At 67.6% G+C, this 15,447-nt stretch carries 18 protein-coding genes; 9 read left to right on the forward strand and 9 right to left on the reverse strand.

Annotated elements, in window-relative coordinates:
* Positions 1-397 precede the first annotated feature (397 nt).
* Genes SD37_RS20345 through SD37_RS20360 form a run of 4 tightly spaced genes read right to left on the reverse strand, consistent with a single transcriptional unit; the run spans position 398 to position 3,667 of the window.
* Positions 398-2,017, reverse strand: a complete 1,620-nt coding sequence (locus tag SD37_RS20345; protein WP_044853374.1) for an acyl-CoA dehydrogenase family protein — start codon at positions 2,015-2,017, stop codon at positions 398-400.
* Positions 2,001-2,606 carry a TetR/AcrR family transcriptional regulator gene (locus SD37_RS20350; RefSeq protein WP_044853375.1) on the reverse strand — a complete coding sequence of 202 codons (606 nt, stop codon included), beginning with the start codon at positions 2,604-2,606 and terminating at the stop codon, positions 2,001-2,003. The genes SD37_RS20345 and SD37_RS20350 overlap by 17 nt, the downstream gene beginning before the upstream one ends.
* Positions 2,607-2,638: 32 nt before the next feature.
* On the reverse strand, positions 2,639-3,097 hold the full coding sequence (locus tag SD37_RS20355; protein WP_044853376.1) for a peroxiredoxin family protein: 459 nt from the start codon (positions 3,095-3,097) through the stop codon (positions 2,639-2,641).
* A 36-nt stretch (positions 3,098-3,133) separates the two neighbouring features.
* Positions 3,134-3,667 (reverse strand): RNA polymerase sigma factor, encoded by a 534-nt coding sequence (locus SD37_RS20360; RefSeq protein ID WP_044853377.1) that lies wholly within the window; start codon positions 3,665-3,667, stop codon positions 3,134-3,136.
* 144 nt (positions 3,668-3,811) lie between these two features.
* Here SD37_RS20360 and SD37_RS20365 point away from each other — a divergent pair, with 144 nt between their 5' ends.
* Genes SD37_RS20365 through SD37_RS20380 form a run of 4 tightly spaced genes read left to right on the forward strand, consistent with a single transcriptional unit; the run spans position 3,812 to position 6,514 of the window.
* A complete protein-coding gene (locus SD37_RS20365; RefSeq protein ID WP_044853378.1) occupies positions 3,812-4,327 on the forward strand; it encodes a DinB family protein in 516 nt (171 codons plus the stop codon).
* Positions 4,328-4,339: 12 nt separating this feature from the next.
* Complete coding sequence (locus SD37_RS20370) at positions 4,340-5,107, forward strand: NAD(P)-binding domain-containing protein (RefSeq protein ID WP_044853379.1); 768 nt, start codon at positions 4,340-4,342, stop codon at positions 5,105-5,107.
* On the forward strand, positions 5,104-5,862 hold the full coding sequence (locus tag SD37_RS20375; protein ID WP_044853380.1) for a putative protein N(5)-glutamine methyltransferase: 759 nt from the start codon (positions 5,104-5,106) through the stop codon (positions 5,860-5,862). The genes SD37_RS20370 and SD37_RS20375 overlap by 4 nt, the downstream gene beginning before the upstream one ends.
* A gap of 10 nt (positions 5,863-5,872) precedes the next feature.
* Positions 5,873-6,514 carry a class I SAM-dependent DNA methyltransferase gene (locus tag SD37_RS20380; protein ID WP_044853381.1) on the forward strand — a complete coding sequence of 214 codons (642 nt, stop codon included), beginning with the start codon at positions 5,873-5,875 and terminating at the stop codon, positions 6,512-6,514.
* Here SD37_RS20380 and SD37_RS20385 read toward each other — a convergent pair whose 3' ends face one another.
* Complete coding sequence (locus tag SD37_RS20385) at positions 6,515-7,354, reverse strand: class I SAM-dependent methyltransferase (RefSeq protein WP_044853382.1); 840 nt, start codon at positions 7,352-7,354, stop codon at positions 6,515-6,517. It lies immediately after the preceding gene.
* Between the two features lie 51 nt (positions 7,355-7,405).
* Positions 7,406-7,738 (reverse strand): VOC family protein, encoded by a 333-nt coding sequence (locus tag SD37_RS20390; protein ID WP_256376588.1) that lies wholly within the window; start codon positions 7,736-7,738, stop codon positions 7,406-7,408.
* 635 nt (positions 7,739-8,373) lie between these two features.
* On the opposite strand from SD37_RS20390, the gene SD37_RS20395 reads away from it, so the two are divergent.
* The gene (locus SD37_RS20395; RefSeq protein WP_044853383.1) at positions 8,374-9,354 is read left to right on the forward strand and encodes a tyrosine-type recombinase/integrase; all 981 of its coding nucleotides are present in this window, start codon (positions 8,374-8,376) and stop codon (positions 9,352-9,354) included.
* Between the two features lies 1 nt (position 9,355).
* Here the strand turns inward: SD37_RS20395 and SD37_RS20400 are convergent, their stop codons facing one another.
* On the reverse strand, positions 9,356-9,739 hold the full coding sequence (locus tag SD37_RS20400; protein WP_044853384.1) for a hypothetical protein: 384 nt from the start codon (positions 9,737-9,739) through the stop codon (positions 9,356-9,358).
* A 66-nt stretch (positions 9,740-9,805) separates the two neighbouring features.
* On the opposite strand from SD37_RS20400, the gene SD37_RS20405 reads away from it, so the two are divergent.
* Positions 9,806-10,585, forward strand: coding sequence for a glycerophosphodiester phosphodiesterase family protein (locus SD37_RS20405; protein WP_065912897.1), 780 nt, complete (start codon positions 9,806-9,808; stop codon positions 10,583-10,585).
* 60 nt (positions 10,586-10,645) lie between these two features.
* On the opposite strand, the gene SD37_RS20410 is transcribed toward SD37_RS20405, so the two are convergent.
* On the reverse strand, positions 10,646-11,320 hold the full coding sequence (locus SD37_RS20410) for a transglycosylase family protein (protein WP_044853386.1): 675 nt from the start codon (positions 11,318-11,320) through the stop codon (positions 10,646-10,648).
* A gap of 270 nt (positions 11,321-11,590) precedes the next feature.
* Between SD37_RS20410 and SD37_RS20415 the strand changes: the two genes are divergently transcribed.
* The 3 genes from SD37_RS20415 (at position 11,591) to SD37_RS20425 (ending at position 14,354) form a co-directional block, all read left to right on the forward strand.
* Positions 11,591-12,991, forward strand: coding sequence for an MFS transporter (locus SD37_RS20415; protein ID WP_044853387.1), 1,401 nt, complete (start codon positions 11,591-11,593; stop codon positions 12,989-12,991).
* Between the two features lie 30 nt (positions 12,992-13,021).
* Positions 13,022-13,780 carry a thymidine kinase gene (locus SD37_RS20420; RefSeq protein WP_044853388.1) on the forward strand — a complete coding sequence of 253 codons (759 nt, stop codon included), beginning with the start codon at positions 13,022-13,024 and terminating at the stop codon, positions 13,778-13,780.
* A 226-nt stretch (positions 13,781-14,006) separates the two neighbouring features.
* On the forward strand, positions 14,007-14,354 hold the full coding sequence (locus SD37_RS20425; RefSeq protein ID WP_005151365.1) for an RNA polymerase-binding protein RbpA: 348 nt from the start codon (positions 14,007-14,009) through the stop codon (positions 14,352-14,354).
* 176 nt (positions 14,355-14,530) lie between these two features.
* Here the strand turns inward: SD37_RS20425 and dapA are convergent, their stop codons facing one another.
* Positions 14,531-15,442, reverse strand: a complete 912-nt coding sequence (gene dapA / locus SD37_RS20430) for a 4-hydroxy-tetrahydrodipicolinate synthase (RefSeq protein ID WP_044853389.1) — start codon at positions 15,440-15,442, stop codon at positions 14,531-14,533.
* Between the last annotated feature and the right edge of the window lie 5 nt (positions 15,443-15,447).

Raw genomic sequence — 15,447 nt, forward strand, 5'->3', positions numbered from 1 at the left:
CAATCCCGCGGCCATTCGCAGTGCTCGGCGGCCGTCCGGCCGGCGGAACCGGCCGGACCTCAGCGGCACGTGGTCACCCGGGCACTGAGCGTTCGGCTCACCAGGTGGGGTCGTGAGTGGCAATGAGGGTTCTCACCAACCCTCACTCGGGTACCTGCTCGTAGGTCTGCGGCTTTGCTCGCGGTGAAGGTGTGAAGGTCGAGTTTCCTCGGCTGAGCCGAGGCATGGGGGCCTTCACGCGCTACCACTGTGGCCGGTGGTGCCACTGAGCCTGTTAGCGATGGTCCGAGCTGGCCGTGAAGGAGTCCTTCACGGCCAGCCGTCGACGAACCTACCCCCGGTAGGTACTAGACACCCTTGGTTCTAACCGTCATTACCACTCACGACAGCGCCGGACTCAGACCTCGGCGCGGGCGACGATCGCCCGGGTGTCCACACCGGACGGAAGCGTCCCGAACGCGACACCCCAGTCGCCACCCAGCCGTGACGCGCAGAACGCGTCGGCCACCGCCGGCGCACCGTGCCGCACCAGCAACGAACCCTGCAACACCAGCGCCATCGACTCCACCAGCCGTCGCGCCCGGTACTCGATGTCCGACAGATCGGACAGCTCCTTGCGCAGCCTGCCCACCGCGTCGTCCAGGCGCGCGTCGGCACCGGCCGCCTGCTCGACCTCCGTGAAGTACGCCGCCACCGACTCCGGCTGCTTCGCCATCGCCCGCAGTGCGTCCAGCGCCGCGACGTTGCCCGAACCTTCCCAGATCGACATCAGCGGCGCCTCACGGTAGAGCCGGGGCATCCCTGACTCCTCGACGTAGCCGTTGCCACCCAGGCACTCCAGCGCCTCCACCGCGTGCGACGGACCACGCTTGCAGACCCAGTACTTGGTCACCGCCAGGCCCAGCCGCCGGAACGCCTGCTCCTGCTCGTCATCCTGCCGGTCGGTGGCCGCCGCCAGCCGCATCCCCACCGTCGTCGCCGCCTCGGACTCCACCACCAGATCCGCCAGCACATTCCCCATCAGCGGCTGATCCACCAGATTCGCCCCGAACGCCCGGCGATGCCGCGCGTGATGGACCGCCCGCACGGCGCCGTACCGCATCCCCGACGCGCTCCCGACCGCGCAGTCGAGCCGCGTGTTGTTCACCATCTCGATGATGGTGCGCACCCCGCGGCCCTCCTCACCGACCAGCCAGCCGATCGCGTCGTCGTACTCGATCTCCGACGACGCGTTGGAGCGATTGCCCAGCTTGTCCTTCAGCCGCTGCAACCGGATCCCGTTGCGCGAGCCGTCCGGCAGGACACGGGGGAGCAGGAAACACGACAGCCCGCCCGGCGCCTGCGCCAGCGTCAGGAACATGTCCGACATCGGCGCCGAGGTGAACCACTTGTGCCCGACGATCACGTAGCTGCCGTCCCCGAGCGGCCGCGCCGTGGTCGTGTTCGCCCGGACGTCGGAGCCGCCCTGCTTCTCCGTCATCGACATCCCGGCGATCAGCCCGCGCTTCGTGCTCGGCTCACGCAGCCCGAAGTCGTACTCCGTCGACGCCAGCAACGGCTCGTACCGCGCCGACAGCTCCGCATTGAACCGCAACGCCGGAATCGCCGCGTACGTCATCGAAATCGGGCACGTATGCCCCGCGTCGACCTGACCCCAGACGTACATCTTCGCCGCCCGCGCCGCGTGCGCGCCCGGACGGGAATCCCGCCACGGCGCCGCGTGCAGCCCGTGGGACACCGCGACGTCCATCAAGTCGTGCCAGTGCGGGTGGAACTCGACCTCGTCGATCCGGTTCCCGACCCGGTCGTGCGTCCGCAGCACCGGCTCGTTCTCGTTGACCAGCCTGCCCCACTCCTGCACCTGCTCACTCCCGGCCAGCCTGCCGAGCGCGTGCACCTCGGCCACCGCCCAGCCCGCGCCCGCCCGTTCCAGCCCCTCCAGCAGCGCCGGATCCGCGGCGACGTCGTACTCCACCAGCGGCGGCACCTGGTTGGTGACCTCATGAGTGACCGGCATCGGAACCTCCCAAAGAACGCAGGACGAAAGTGCGCAGCCCGGACACCTCGTCCGCACTGCCGGTGGTCAACGGACCGATCAGCACCTCGGCCGCGGCACCGACCAGCGCCGCCGCGGTGACCTCGGCATCCTGGGCGGGCAGCACCCCGGAACGGACGCCGTCGGACACGTGCTGGGCCACCACATCGCGGAACGCGCGCCGGAACACCAGCCGCTCGGCCTCGATCGGCGCGTCGACAGGCTCGGCCAGCAGCGCGTACGCCATCCGCGGGGTCTTCAGCGCGCGGCTCGCGAAGGTGTCGAAGACCGCCACGACCCGCTCGGCAGGCGTGCCCGGCCGCTCCGACACCGCGCGCACCGCCTCGACCTCACGCGTGACGACCTTGCGGAACAGCTCCACCACCAGCGCGGCCTTGGTGGGGAAGTGGCGGTACACGCTCCCGACCGCCACCCCGGCCCGCTCCGCGACCGCCGACACCGAACAGCCCGCGTAGCCACGCTCGGCCAGCTGCTCCATGGCGGCGGCGAGGACGGCGTCACGCTGCGCGTCCAGGCGCTCCTGGACCTTCGGTGTACGGCGATACGGCACCCAAGAAGTGAAGCACCGATTCACACCTTCAGTCAACCCACCCTGGCAAGCCCCTCCACCGCCCTGGCGATGCCCTTCCGGTCATAAGCACCGGTCGGCATGGTCGCCGCATGGGCATGCCGGACCACCCCGTCCCGGTCGATCAGCACGCTGCCCGACTGCTGCAGCAGCTTCTTCCCCAGCCCGAACGCCTCGTGCGGCGTACCACCACGACCGGTCACCACCCGGAACGGCACCCCACGCTTCGCCCGCCACGCCTTGGCCTCCGCCCGGCCCTCGGGAACGGCGACCAGCACCCGCACCTCCGCGGCGGCCAGCTCCTCGGCCCGCCCCACGAGATCCTTCACGTGACTGTTGCAGACCGGGCACGTGGTCGACCGCATGAAATAGATCAGCACGTTGTCCTTGCCTCGGTGATCCGAAAGCCGCACGACCTGCCCGGACGTGTCCTCCAGAACGACCTCGGGAACCGTCGAACCGATTTCGAGCATGAAAACTCCTCAAGAGAAAAAAGGGGGGAACGAAGATCAGGAAGCAGGAACGTCGAGAAGAGCCCGCACCGTCGCCCTGGCGCGATGCAGCCGGGACTTCATCGCGGCCGTGCTCAGACCGAGCGCGTCGGCGACGGCCCGGCCCGAATGACCCTGGATGTCACGCATGATCAAGACGCGACGCTGATCAGCGGGCAACTCGGCGATCGCCGCCGCTACCCGTTGCGCCTCCAGCCGATCCAAGGCGTCCTCTTCGGCCGACCCCACCACGACGGAATCCGCCAGATCGTCACCACGCCACGCCCGGCGCGCCCGCCGGAGACATTCGTTGCGCACGATCCGGAACATCCACGACGCCAGCGCACCGGTGGCCCGCAGCGTGCCGATCTTCCGGTACAGGATGACCAGCGCCTCCTGCGCCGAATCCTCCGCGTCCTCCGGCGACGCGCACAGCGACCGCGCGAACCGCTGCACATGCGGATGGGAACCCGAGACCAAGGCGGCGATGGCGGACGCGTCCCCGCCCTGCGCCGCCACGATCAACGAGTCCCGCGGCCAATCGGCCTCCACGACAACCTCCTCCCGCGCCGAGCTTGTCCCGGCCCTTACAAGAGCCACGCACCCCACGAAAGGATTCAGCCCGTCCCACGTGACACCGATCACCCCGGCAGGCACACCACGAATCCCACGTCACCCGATGGCATGATCGCCGCTATGACATGGACCGCCCCCGGGGTGACCCGTCCGTCCGGCGACACCGCCGCCGACGAACGCATCCTCCTGCCCAGCCTGCTGGACTGGCACCGCAGCACCTTCCTCTCCAAGCTCTCCGGCCTCACCGGCGAACAACTCGCGCAGGCTTCGGTCCCGCCCTCCAACCTCACCCTCCTCGGCCTCATCCGCCACCTCGCCAAGGTCGAACGCATCTGGTTCCGCCTGCGGTACACCGCACAGGACATCGGCCCCCTCTACGACCCCGCCCTCGGCAAGGACCACGACTTCGAAGTCCTCGACGCAACCAAAGCCGAAGAGGCCTACAACACCCTCCTCGAGGAAATCCGCCTCGCCGACGAAGCCGCCGCCAAAGGATCCCTCGACGACACCTTCGACGTCGGCGGAAACCCCTTCTCGCTCCGCATGCTCTACGTCCACATGATCGGCGAATACGCCCGCCACAACGGCCACGCCGACCTCATCCGTGAACGTATCGACGGCACCACCGGGGCCTAGAGGAGAGCGACCATGCACTACGGATTCGTCGGCGCGGGCGAGATCACCGCCGCCATCGTCGAAGGCCTCAGCAAAGACATCACCGACCCACCCACGATCTTCCTCTCACCCCGAAGCCGCAGCGTCGGACAGGAACTCTCGGCCCGCTTCCCGAACGTCCACGTCCGCGACAGCAACCAAGCCGTCCTCGACAGCGCCACGACGATCGTCCTCGCCGTCCGCCCGCCGATCGCCGAGGAAGTCCTCCGAGACCTCACCTTCCGGCCAGACCATGTCCTGATCAGCGCCCTCGCCGGCGTCCCCCTCGCCCGGCTGCGCGACTGGGCCACCCCGGCACGAGACGTCGTCCGCAGCATCCCGCTACCCCCGGCCGCCCGCCGCCAAAGCCTCACCGCCATGTACCCCGACAACACCGAAGCCCGAGCCCTCTTCGACAGCATCGGCGGCAGCGTCGTCCCCGACGCCGAAGAAGACCTCGACATCTTCAGCGCCGCCACGGCCACCTTCGCCGCCCACCTCGACTACCTCGGCACCATCGCCGCCTGGATGACCGACCAAGGGCTCGACGACACCATCGCCACCACCTTCACCAGCCACATCTTCGGCCAGCTCGGCCAATCCCTGCTCCAGCAGCCCGGCTCCCTCGAAGCCCTCACCGGCAAGCACATGACCCCCGGCGGGCTCAACGAACAACTCCTCACCGACCTGCGCACCAACGGCGTCCCCGACACCGTCCGGCACGCCCTCGACGGGATCCTCACCAGACTGCGGGACCGATGACGATCGTCGCCAGGCTCCGCGCGGCCGGCTGCGTCTTCGCCGAAGACGAGGCCCGCCTCCTCAGCGCCGAAGCCCGCACGCCCGCCGAACTCGACACCATGGTCGAACGACGCATCGACGGCGAACCCCTCGAAGTCATCCTCGGCTGGGCCGAATTCCGCGGCCTCCGCATCGTCGTCGAACCCGGCGTCTTCGTACCAAGGCAACGATCCGAACTCCTCGTCCGGCACGCCCTCACCCTGGCCGAGCCGGGCGCCGTCGTCCTCGACCTCTGCTGCGGAACAGGAGCACTCGGCGCGGCCATCGCGGCCGAACTCGGCGAAATCCGGCTCTACGCCGCCGACATCGAACCAGCCGCCGTCCGCTGCGCCCGAGCCAACGTCGCCGACGCCGGGGGAGAGGTCTTCGAAGGCGACCTCTACACACCCCTGCCGGAGTCACTGCGCGGCCGCGTCGACCTCCTCGTCGTCAACGCCCCCTACGTCCCGACCGACGCCATCGCGATGATGCCGCCCGAAGCCCGCGACCACGAACCCCGCGTCGCCCTCGACGGCGGACAAGACGGCGTCGACGTCCACCGCCGCGTCGCCGCCGAAGCTCCACAATGGCTCGCCCCCGGCGGCCACCTCCTGATCGAAACAGGGGAGAGCCAAGCCGACAACACCGCGAAAGCCATGGCACACAACGGATTTACCCCCGAAGTGATCACCGACGACGACCTCTACGCGACGATTGTCGTCGGAGTCAGGGGATAGGGTCTCCGCCGTGACCGACTACCTCACCCGCACCCGCACCGCCTACGACACGGTCGCGGCCGACTACGCCGAAATCCTCCGCGACCACCTCGCCGGATCCACCTGGGACCGCGCCATGCTCGGCGCGTACGCGGAACTCGTCCAAACCGCGGGCGGCGGACGAGTCGCCGAGATCGGCTGCGGCCCCGGCCGCATCACCCAGCACCTCCACGGCCTCGGACTCGACATCCACGGCGTCGACCTCTCACCGGAGATGATCTCCGTCGCCCGGAAGTCGTACCCGCACCTGGACTTCCAGATCGGGGAGATGCCCGGATTGTCCATTGAGGACGCCACGCTGGCCGGCGTCGTCGCCTGGTACTCGATCATCCACACCCCACGCGAGCGGCTACCGGAGATCTTCGCCGACTTCCACCGCATCCTCGTCCCGGGCGGGCACCTGCTGCTGGCGTTCCAGGTCGGCGACGAGGTGCGCCACATCGAGCACGCGTATGGGCACGACATCTCCTGCGACGCCTACCGGCTGGCACCGGAGAAGATCGCGGACCAGCTGGGGGAGGCGGGATTCACTCCGATCTCCCAGCTGGTCCGCGAACCGTCCGAGGAATTCGAGTACACGCCGCAGGCCTACCTGATCGCCCGCAAGCCGTGATCAAGGCCGCCGGGCCTCGATGAGCCAGGCCGCCGAGTCGTACACCACGCCTCGGCCGGTCTGGTGCTCGGCGAGATCGGCACGCAACGTCTCGACAGCCTTCGCCCGCGCGGCCTCGTCCAGCTCGCGCAACCGCCCGCCGTGCTGCTCGACGATGAACTCCGCCGCATCGTCGACGTCCTCACCGAAGTACATCGGCTTGCTCACCGCCGTGCACCGGACGTCGGCGTACCCGGCGGACGTCAGCAGTTCCTCGGTCGCACGCGGATCACTGAGCGCGAGATCCCCGGTCGGCACCTCACGACCGGCCGCGAAGATCGTCCGGAACGTGGTGATCCACTCGTTGAGCCGAAACGGCTGCCACGTCAGCAACACGAGACGTCCACCAGGCCGGGTCGCCCGGGCGAGATTGGCGAACGCGGCCAGGGGAGTACCGAAGAACATCGAGCCGTGCCTGCTGATCACGACGTCGAAGCCCGCCTCGGGAAACGGATGGACCTGTGCGTCCGCCTGCTCGAACGAGACGTTGGGCAGACGTTCCCGTTCAGCCAGCCCACGAGCGACGGCGAGCATCTCACCGGACAGGTCCACGCCGTACGCCGAACCTCGCGAGGCCCGGCGCGCCGCGTCACGGGTCGTCTCACCGGCACCACAGCCGACATCGAGGACCCTGTCGACCGGCTGGATATCGGCCGCGGAGAAGAACGTGTCGCGATAAGCGGCGACACCGTCATTGAAGCGTTGCGCACGCTTCGCCCACAGCGCGCCGTCGTCACCGTTCCACGCCTCCAACATCCGCTCGTTGGACGGGTCGACACGCACAGCGGTGCTTTCGGACATTTTCGGCCACCCCCAGTTCGATTTGCCGGGGAAGACCTTAGCGCGACCACATCAAGTGATGTTGATCATCCAGGTGATCCCGAACTTGTCCACGAGCGCGCCGGCCTCGTTACCCCACCCCTGCTTCTGCAGAGCCAAGGTCACGGTGCCGCCGACGTAGACCGCGACGTTGTTCCCAGGGGAGTGAGGCACGTCTTCGACTTGACCGTCAGCGTCGCAAGCCATCAGCGTGTGTCCGTACGGGGTGTCGAGCCGGGCGTGCCTGACCTTGTCGGCATGGGGTGAGTCCGGCGAACCGAAATCCGCGATCGTGCCGATCTCCAGCTTGCCGCCGAACACCTCCCGATAGAACTCCATCGCCTGTCGTGCGTTCCCGTCGTACACGACATCCTGTGACAGGTATTGGCGCCGAGATCCTCGTCCGCTGCGCAAGGGAGGGCTTCACAGACCTTACTTGACATAATGTACATTATCGGCACTTTGGAGAACCTGGATAACGAGCCCTGAGAGGGGTCTCTGACGTGAGCCGAAGGGGCCTTTCCGCGCAGGTCACGCAGCGAGAGCGCCCTTCGTCGCGTCAGACGCGGCCATGGTCCCCTTCATCTCCTGAAGCGCTGGACAGCACCTGATGTGCCAGGCAGGCCCAGAGTCACCCCCGAAAGTCGCTGAAGCGATGTCCGATCACCCACCCTAAATACGTCACTGTGACGAATTAGACGGGGCATCTCGGGTCCAAAAGTCGGGCAGGCGCAAGATCGCGATCCGTCCTGAGGACTTCGGGTGTCCGGCCAGGTCGGCTCGGCCGGACCTGTCGCTCAGGGTGTCCAACGTCGCCCGGAGTGTCATGAGGGGTCCCCATAGGACAAAAAACGTCTCATGGGGACCCCTCATGACACTCCGGAAGGTGCCGAGCGCGCCAGGATCCCCCGCAAGGGGTTCCCGGAGCCGTCACTCCGTTTCATGCATAATCACTATTATGCATGAAACGGAATATAACCCAGTGTAAGACTGTCGGTGCCATGCGGTACAAGATGCTCATGAGGGTTTCCGAGGCACAGCAAGCCTTTTTCGCCGCACGTCGTCCCCGTAAGGATTCTCCTCACACGACCGACGCCTACCGCCGCGACCTCGCCGGCATCACCGCTCTCCTGCTCCGCGAGCTGGACCTCTCCCCTGACGAACTCACCGTCGAGATGCTCACGGCGCAAGCGCTCCGGAACGCCTTCGGTGCCTTCGCGGACACTCACGCCAAGAGTTCGGTGCTGCGCGCGTGGTCGACCTGGAACCAGTTCCTCACCTTCTGCGTGTCCGACGGGCTGCTCGCGGGCAACCCGATGGGCGCGGTCGCCCGGCCGAAGGCGCCGCCGTTGACGCCGAAACCGTTGCGGGGTGAGGAAACCCCGGAGCAGTTGCTCGCGGCGGCCGCCGATGGTTCGCGTCGGACGCGGGATCCGTGGCCGGAGCGGGACGTCCTGGTGATCGCGCTCGGCCTGGTCGCCGGGCTGCGCGCGGCGGAGATGCGGGCGCTGACGGCGCGGTCGCTGGTCGGGCGTCATGGCGAGATGCGGTTGCACGTCCACGGTAAGGGAAGCCGGGATCGATCGATCCCGGTGCAGCCGATCATGGAGAAGATCATCGAGGAGTACCTGGCGTCCTGCCGACGGCGTTTCGCGCATCAGCGGTTCGGACCCTCCACTCCCCTCCTCCGGGATCGCGCGGGCGAACCGATCGGCCGCGGTGCGCTGGAGTACCTCGTCAAATCCTGTTATCGGTGGGCGGGGCTGCACGACCGCGTGCCGGTCGGGGCGAACCTCCACGCGTTGCGGCACACCTTCGCGACACGGCTGGCCGAGGACGGCGCGACGGCGTCGGAGATCATGGCGCTGCTGGGGCACGCGAGCCTGGCGACCAGTCAGAACTACATCGAGGCGACGGGGCGGGAGCAGCGGGCGGCGGTCGCGAGCAACCGGACTTATCGGGCGCTGGACGGGATCGTGTAGGTCAGCGGAGCTGTTCGAGGTCTTTGGCGGCCTGGGCGATTTCGTCGGCCAGGCCGCGTAGCTCGGACAGGGTCGCTCCGTCGTCGGCCGCGGTGACGATGTCTTCGGCGGCGCAGCGAAGTTGGAAGAGGCGATCCTGCAGGGTGGCGATCTCGGTGTCGGAGAGGACGACGGCGTCTTCGGGGAGGCCGCTGCGCTGGAGGGCGGTGCGGCGTTCGTAGGCGCGTTGGCGACAGGATTGCCCACAGTAACGGCGGCGCCTGCCGACGTTGCCGCCTTGTTCGAGTCGCCGGCCGCACCATCCGCAGTGCTTGGGTGCGCCCGCCCGGCGTAGCTCGGACACCTCTTCGGCGGACGTCTTCGGGTGTTCGGCCACTTCCCTCACGGATCAGACCCTAGCTGGCCATCGGACGATCATGCCGGGGCCACGGCCGAAGTGCACACTAGTGGGGTGCCGACACTGTTTCCGTACCTCGCCGACCCGCTCCCGCGTGCCTTCGCCCATCGGGGCTGGCACCTCGGTGACCTCGAAGGACTGGAGAACTCGCTGCCGGCCTTCCGGCAGGCGGTGACGGAGGGCTACCGCTATCTGGAGACGGACGTGCACGCGACGTCGGACGGTGTGGTGGTCGTGCACCACGACGAGTCGCTGGACCGGACGACCGATGGTGCGGGGTTGATCTCCCGGCAGACGTGGGCGCAGCTGCGGAACGTCAAGATCGGTGGCCGTGTGCCGCTGTCGCGGCTGGAGGATGTGCTGGAGGAGCTGCCGGAGGCGCGGTTCAACATCGATGTGAAGTCGAACGAGGCGGTGGCGCCCTTCGTGCGGACGATCGAGCGGACGGGGGCGCACGACCGGGTCGCGGCGGCGTCGTTCTCGGACGCGCGGTTGGCGCGGATCCGGAAGCTGGCGGGGCCGAAGCTGGTGACGGCGATGGGGCCGCGTTCGGTGGCGGTGATGTGGGCGAACGGGTTCTTGCCGCTGATCTCGTTGCGGGCGTTGTCGCGGGGTGCGATGGCGCAGGTGCCGGTGCGGCAGGGGCGGTTGAAGGTGGTGGACCGGGCGTTCCTGCGGCAGGCGACGCGGGGGGGGTTCGAGGTGCACACGTGGACGGTGGACGATCCGGCGGAGATGCGGTTGCTGCTGGATCTGGGGGTGCACGGGATCGTGACGGATCGGCCGGATCTGCTGCGTGAGGTGCTTCGTGAGCGGGGTTCCTGGCCGTCCTGACTTCCGCGTTCAGTCCTCTGGATGCGTTTCGAAGGCGCATCCAGAGGACTGAACGCGTGGTCACCGGGGTGGTTTGCCGTTCCAGGCGGCGTCCCAGGTCTTGGGTCCGAGTCGGCCTGAGTCGTTGATGCCGTTGGCTCGTTGGAGGGCGAGGACGGCTTCGCGGGTTTTCTCGTAGTAGCAGCCGGTTCCGGTGAAGCCGTAGCCGAAGGCGTTCATCCTCAGCTGGAAGGCGACCAGGGGTTGTGCGCAGTCGCCGTAGGCGTAGACGACGCCGGGCCAGGCCGGTTGGGGTCCGCCGGGCGGAGCGGGCGGCGTCGGCTTCGGTTTGGGCGGAGGTGGCGGGGCGGGTTGTCCTCCCCCGCCGATGTAGGCGGAGTCCTCATAGGACGGGACGCGTTTGCTGCGGGCGTCGGCGTCGTTGCGGAAGCCGAGTTTGCCGGCGCATTCCCAGGGTTGCCAGCCGCGCATGCGGTAGAGGTAGAGGGCCCGGTAGTCCTGTTCGCGGGGGCTGGCCTGGTCGGGCCTCCCCTGGCCGCCGACGCTGCGCCAAGTGGGCAGGTCGAACTGGTAGGCGCCGTAGTAGCCGTTGCCGGTGTTGATGTTGTAGCGCCCGCTCGATTCACACATGCGGAGTTTGGCCCAGTGGGAGCCGTGGGGGTCCGCGGCGGCGGATCCGGTGGTGGCGATCTGCAGGCCCGTGACGGTGAGCGCGAGCAGGAGCGTTCTCGCCACTACGCGGTGTGCTGTGCGAAGGCGATGGGTCCTCATGAGCGGAACAGTAAATACCGGACACATTCTTCACAAGAGTCACAGCTCGCCCACCAGCCTCACATGAAACACACGCGGATCATGTCAGCGACACGCCGACGATGGTCGGAAAGCGTGTCCGCGGGGACGTGGCGGACGTCGATCCGAACACGGTCCGGACTCGTGCCGGACAGGTGGGCGTGATGACCAGTAGTCTCCCGCTGACCTCGACGTTCTCGACTTCAGGAGCAGTGCATGACGGTGGCCGTGACCCGTGAACGCAAGCGGGTGTGGCGGGCTTGGTACCTCTACGACTGGGCCAATTCGCCGTTCTATTCGTCGGTCATCACCGTCTTCGGAGCGCTCTATTTGAGCGAGGTGGCGTCCGCGGACGCGAAGACGAATTTCACCCTTAACGGGGACAGGCGGTGCACCGATTCGAGTGGTGCTTCGAGCACGCTGCAGAACTGCGATGTCTCGTTGTTCGGGCTGCAGTTCCCGGCGGGTTCGCTGTGGGGGTATCTGCTGTCGATCGCGACGGTGACGCAGGTGCTGGTGCTGCCGATCGCCGGTGCGATCGCGGACCGGAGCAGGCACAAGCGGCGGATCCTGGGCGGTTTCGCGTTCCTGGGCGCGGTGTCGTCGGCGCTGATGTTCTTCATCGCGGGCACGAACTGGGAGGTCGGGGTCTGGACGTTCATCCTGGCCAACATCGGTTACGGCGGTGCGCTGGTCGTCTACTACTCGTTCCTGGTGGACATCGCGGAGCCGGACGAGCGGGACTCGGTGTCGTCGAAGGGGTGGGCGTTCGGGTATCTCGGTGGCGGGCTGGCGCTGGCGTTGCAGCTGGGGTTCTTCATGGGGCATGAGTTCTTCGGGGTGAGCGAGGGGCTGGCGATCCAGATCTGCTTCCTGACGTCGGGGATCTGGTGGGCGGTGTTCACCATCCCCGCGGTGCGGGCGCTCCCCCGGACGCATGTGCCGAAGACGGGCGAACGTGGTCTGTCGGTGCTGACTGCCGGGTTCAAGGAGCTGAAGCAGACGATCAAGGAGGCGAGGGCGTATCCGCTGACGCTGGCGTTCCTCGGGAGTTATCTGATCTTCACCGACGGGATCACGACGGTGGTGGCGGTGTCGGCGCAGTACGGCAAGGACGAGCTGAAGTACAGCACCCAGGTGCTGATCGTCACGATCCTGGTGATCCAGTTCCTCGCCTACGCCGGCGCGATGATCCATGGGGCGATCGCGGCGCGGTTCGGGGCGAAGAAGACGATCTTGGGCAGTCTGGTGGCGTGGGTGGTCGTGCTGTGCTTCGCGTACTTCATCGAGGCCGGTGAGCCGCTGCAGTTCTACGCGGTGGCTGTCGGGATCGGGCTGGTGCTCGGTGGAACGAACGCGTTGTCGCGTTCGTTGTTCGGGCAGATGATCCCGGAAGGGAAGGACGCGCAGTACTTCTCGTTGTACGTCGTGGGTGAGCGGGGGACGTCGTGGCTCGGTCCCCTGTTGTTCGCGGCGGTCGGGCAGATCACCGGGTCGTTCCGGTACGCGATCATCGCGCTGGTGATCTTCTTCGTGCTCGGTTTCGTGTTCGTGTGGCTGGTTCCGGTGCGCCGGGCGATCGAGGCGGCGGGCAACCGACCACCGGCGGTGCTGTGAGGCGGGAGCGTGCCGATAGGGTCGGGCGTCGTGACCGTACTGAAGGAGAGTGGCCCGGACCCCACGGACGCGTTGTCGTCGGTGCCGGTGGCGGGTTCACGGCGGGGTGTGCCGGTCGTCGGGAAGCTGAAGTTCTGTTACGGGCCGATGGACTGCGGGAAGTCGACGCTGGCGTTGCAGATCGACCACAACCACGCGCGGCAGGGTCGTCGCGGGATGGTGCTGGTGCGGCATGACCGATCCGGTGAGCCGCAGATCACCAGCCGGATCGGGTTGACGCGCAAGGCGACCGAGGTGGGGAACGAGACCGATCTGCGGTTGCTGGTACGTGAGCAGTGGGCGGCGGGGCGGCACGTGGACTACTTGATCGTCGACGAAGCGCAGTTCTTGTCGCCTGATCAGGTGGATCAGCTGGCTGAACTGGCCGATGACGTCCAGATCGACGTGTACTGCTTCGGTATCGCGACGGATTTCCGGAGCATGTTGTTCCCGGGTGCGGCTCGGCTGTTCGAGTTGGCGGACGAGTTGCAGCCGGTTCAGGTCGAGGTGTTGTGCTGGTGCGGGCAGACGGGACGGTTCAACGCGCGGGTCTCCGACGGCGAGGTGTTGCGTGCCGGGGACACCGTTGTGGTGGCGGATACCGAACAGTCTGTAGTTGAATCTTCATCGACATCACGTTCTGAGGCTGAAACGAATACAGTGCGTTATCAGGTATTGTGCCGTCGGCACTTCCGCCTGGGCGACCTGGGCCCCACCTCGGCCCAACACGGTCAGTTACGGTTGACGTGACAGGCGTACTACTAGCCCATCTGGGGGATATCCGCACCAAGATGGCCGTATTGACGTCACGCCAGAGCGCGAAATCACTCCTACTAGGAGAAGCTGTTGCCACCGGGTGACACAGCTCATCGTGAGCAAGGACATGCTGTCCAGGGAATCCTCTGGCCCTCATCGTCGTTGCATAGGGTGAGCATCACCCTGGCTCCACCCGGAGCTGACTGAAAGGACCCCCATCATGGCCGACCGTGTTCTCCGTGGAAGCCGGCTGGGAGCGGTCAGCTACGAGACCGACCGCAACCACGACCTCGCGCCTCGGCGCACCGTGCGCTACGCCTGCCCCAAGAACCACGAGTTCGAGGTGCCCTTCTCCGACGACGCCGAGATCCCCTCGGTGTGGGAGTGCAGGCTGCACGGCAGCGAGTCCGAGATCGTGGACGGCGGGCAGCCGGAGCAGAAGAAGGTCAAGCCCCCGAGGACGCACTGGGACATGCTCCTGGAGCGCCGCTCGATTCCGGAGCTCGAAGATCTGCTCAACGAACGTCTCGCCGAGCTGAAGGGACGCAGGACCACCCGGTCCGCCTGACGCACGGCACAAGTAGCTAGCCCCACCACGAACCGGCGAAGCCCCCGCGACCTCCCTCCGCGGGGGCTTCGCCGTGTCCAGGGACTGCCGGGACCAGGCTGCATCAGCGCCACCTTCACACCTTGCCCGGTCCGTGAAGGCCTCCTTGAGGGACCCAGAGTCCCTCAAGGAGGCCTTCACGGACCGAGGCTGCCCACGAGAGCCCCGGCACGGAGAGGTGCCAGGGCGGCACGAAGCCGCCGCAGGTGCTCGGGTGGTGATTCGAGCAACGGTGACCGGACCGTCGCGTACGGGATGACGCCGAGTTCGGCCAGTGCCGCCTTGGCCATGATCGCCCCCTGTGAGGTGCGCATGACGGCCTCCGTGAGCGGCTGAAGGGCGGCGTTGACCGCTCGCGCGGTGTCGAGGTCTCCCCCGCGTACGGCGCCGATCAGCTCGGCGTTGCGGTCGGCGAAGACGTTGCCCACGACGCTGACCAGGCCGGTGGCCCCGGCGGCGAGGTAGGGCAGGTTCAGTTCGTCGATACCGCAGTAGTAGGCCAGCGGGCACCGGGCCATGACGGACATCGCTTCGAACAGGTCCCCCTTGGCGTCCTTCACCGCCCGGATCCTGGGGTGGCGGGCGAGTTCGATCAGCGTGGCCGCTTCCATGGCCGTCCCGGTGCGGGCGGGGACGTCGTAGAGCATGACGGGCAGTTCGGTGGCGTCGGCCACGGCCAGGCAGTGCGCGACGATCCCGGCCTGTGTCGGCTTGGAGTAGTACGGGCAGACGAGCAGGAGCGCGTCGGCCCCGGCCGCCTGGGCTTCGTGGGCTCGGCGGACGCAGGCGGTGGTGTCGTAGGTGCCGACACCCGCGATCACGCGTGCGCGGCTCCCAGCTCGGGTCGCCACGGTGCGGACGAGCCGGGCGGCTTCGAGGTCGGTGAGGGTGGGTGACTCACCGGTGGTGCCGCCGACGACGATGCCGTCGCATCCGGTGGCCAGCAGATGGTCGACCAGACCGGCGAGGCCTGGCTCGCTGAGCGCACCGCCGGGTTCCATCGGGGTGACCATGGCGACGAGGTTGGAGCCGAAGAGCGTTTCGGTCATGCGCT

This window comes from Amycolatopsis orientalis, assembly GCF_000943515.2.
Classification (GTDB): Bacteria; Actinomycetota; Actinomycetes; order Mycobacteriales; family Pseudonocardiaceae; genus Amycolatopsis; species Amycolatopsis orientalis.

Bases quoted from the DNA above. Each gene is read 5' to 3' on its own strand.
- SD37_RS20345 (WP_044853374.1), bottom strand. From the start codon at position 2,017: ATGCCGGTCACTCATGAGGTCACCAACCAGGTGCCGCCGCTGGTGGAG.
- SD37_RS20355 (WP_044853376.1), bottom strand. From the start codon at position 3,097: ATGCTCGAAATCGGTTCGACGGTTCCCGAGGTCGTTCTGGAGGACACG.
- SD37_RS20365 (WP_044853378.1), top strand. From the start codon at position 3,812: ATGACATGGACCGCCCCCGGGGTGACCCGTCCGTCCGGCGACACCGCC.
- SD37_RS20370 (WP_044853379.1), top strand. From the start codon at position 4,340: ATGCACTACGGATTCGTCGGCGCGGGCGAGATCACCGCCGCCATCGTC.
- SD37_RS20375 (WP_044853380.1), top strand. From the start codon at position 5,104: ATGACGATCGTCGCCAGGCTCCGCGCGGCCGGCTGCGTCTTCGCCGAA.
- SD37_RS20385 (WP_044853382.1), bottom strand. From the start codon at position 7,354: ATGTCCGAAAGCACCGCTGTGCGTGTCGACCCGTCCAACGAGCGGATG.
- SD37_RS20395 (WP_044853383.1), top strand. From the start codon at position 8,374: ATGCGGTACAAGATGCTCATGAGGGTTTCCGAGGCACAGCAAGCCTTT.
- SD37_RS20415 (WP_044853387.1), top strand. From the start codon at position 11,591: ATGACGGTGGCCGTGACCCGTGAACGCAAGCGGGTGTGGCGGGCTTGG.
- SD37_RS20425 (WP_005151365.1), top strand. From the start codon at position 14,007: ATGGCCGACCGTGTTCTCCGTGGAAGCCGGCTGGGAGCGGTCAGCTAC.
- dapA (WP_044853389.1), bottom strand. From the start codon at position 15,442: ATGACCGAAACGCTCTTCGGCTCCAACCTCGTCGCCATGGTCACCCCG.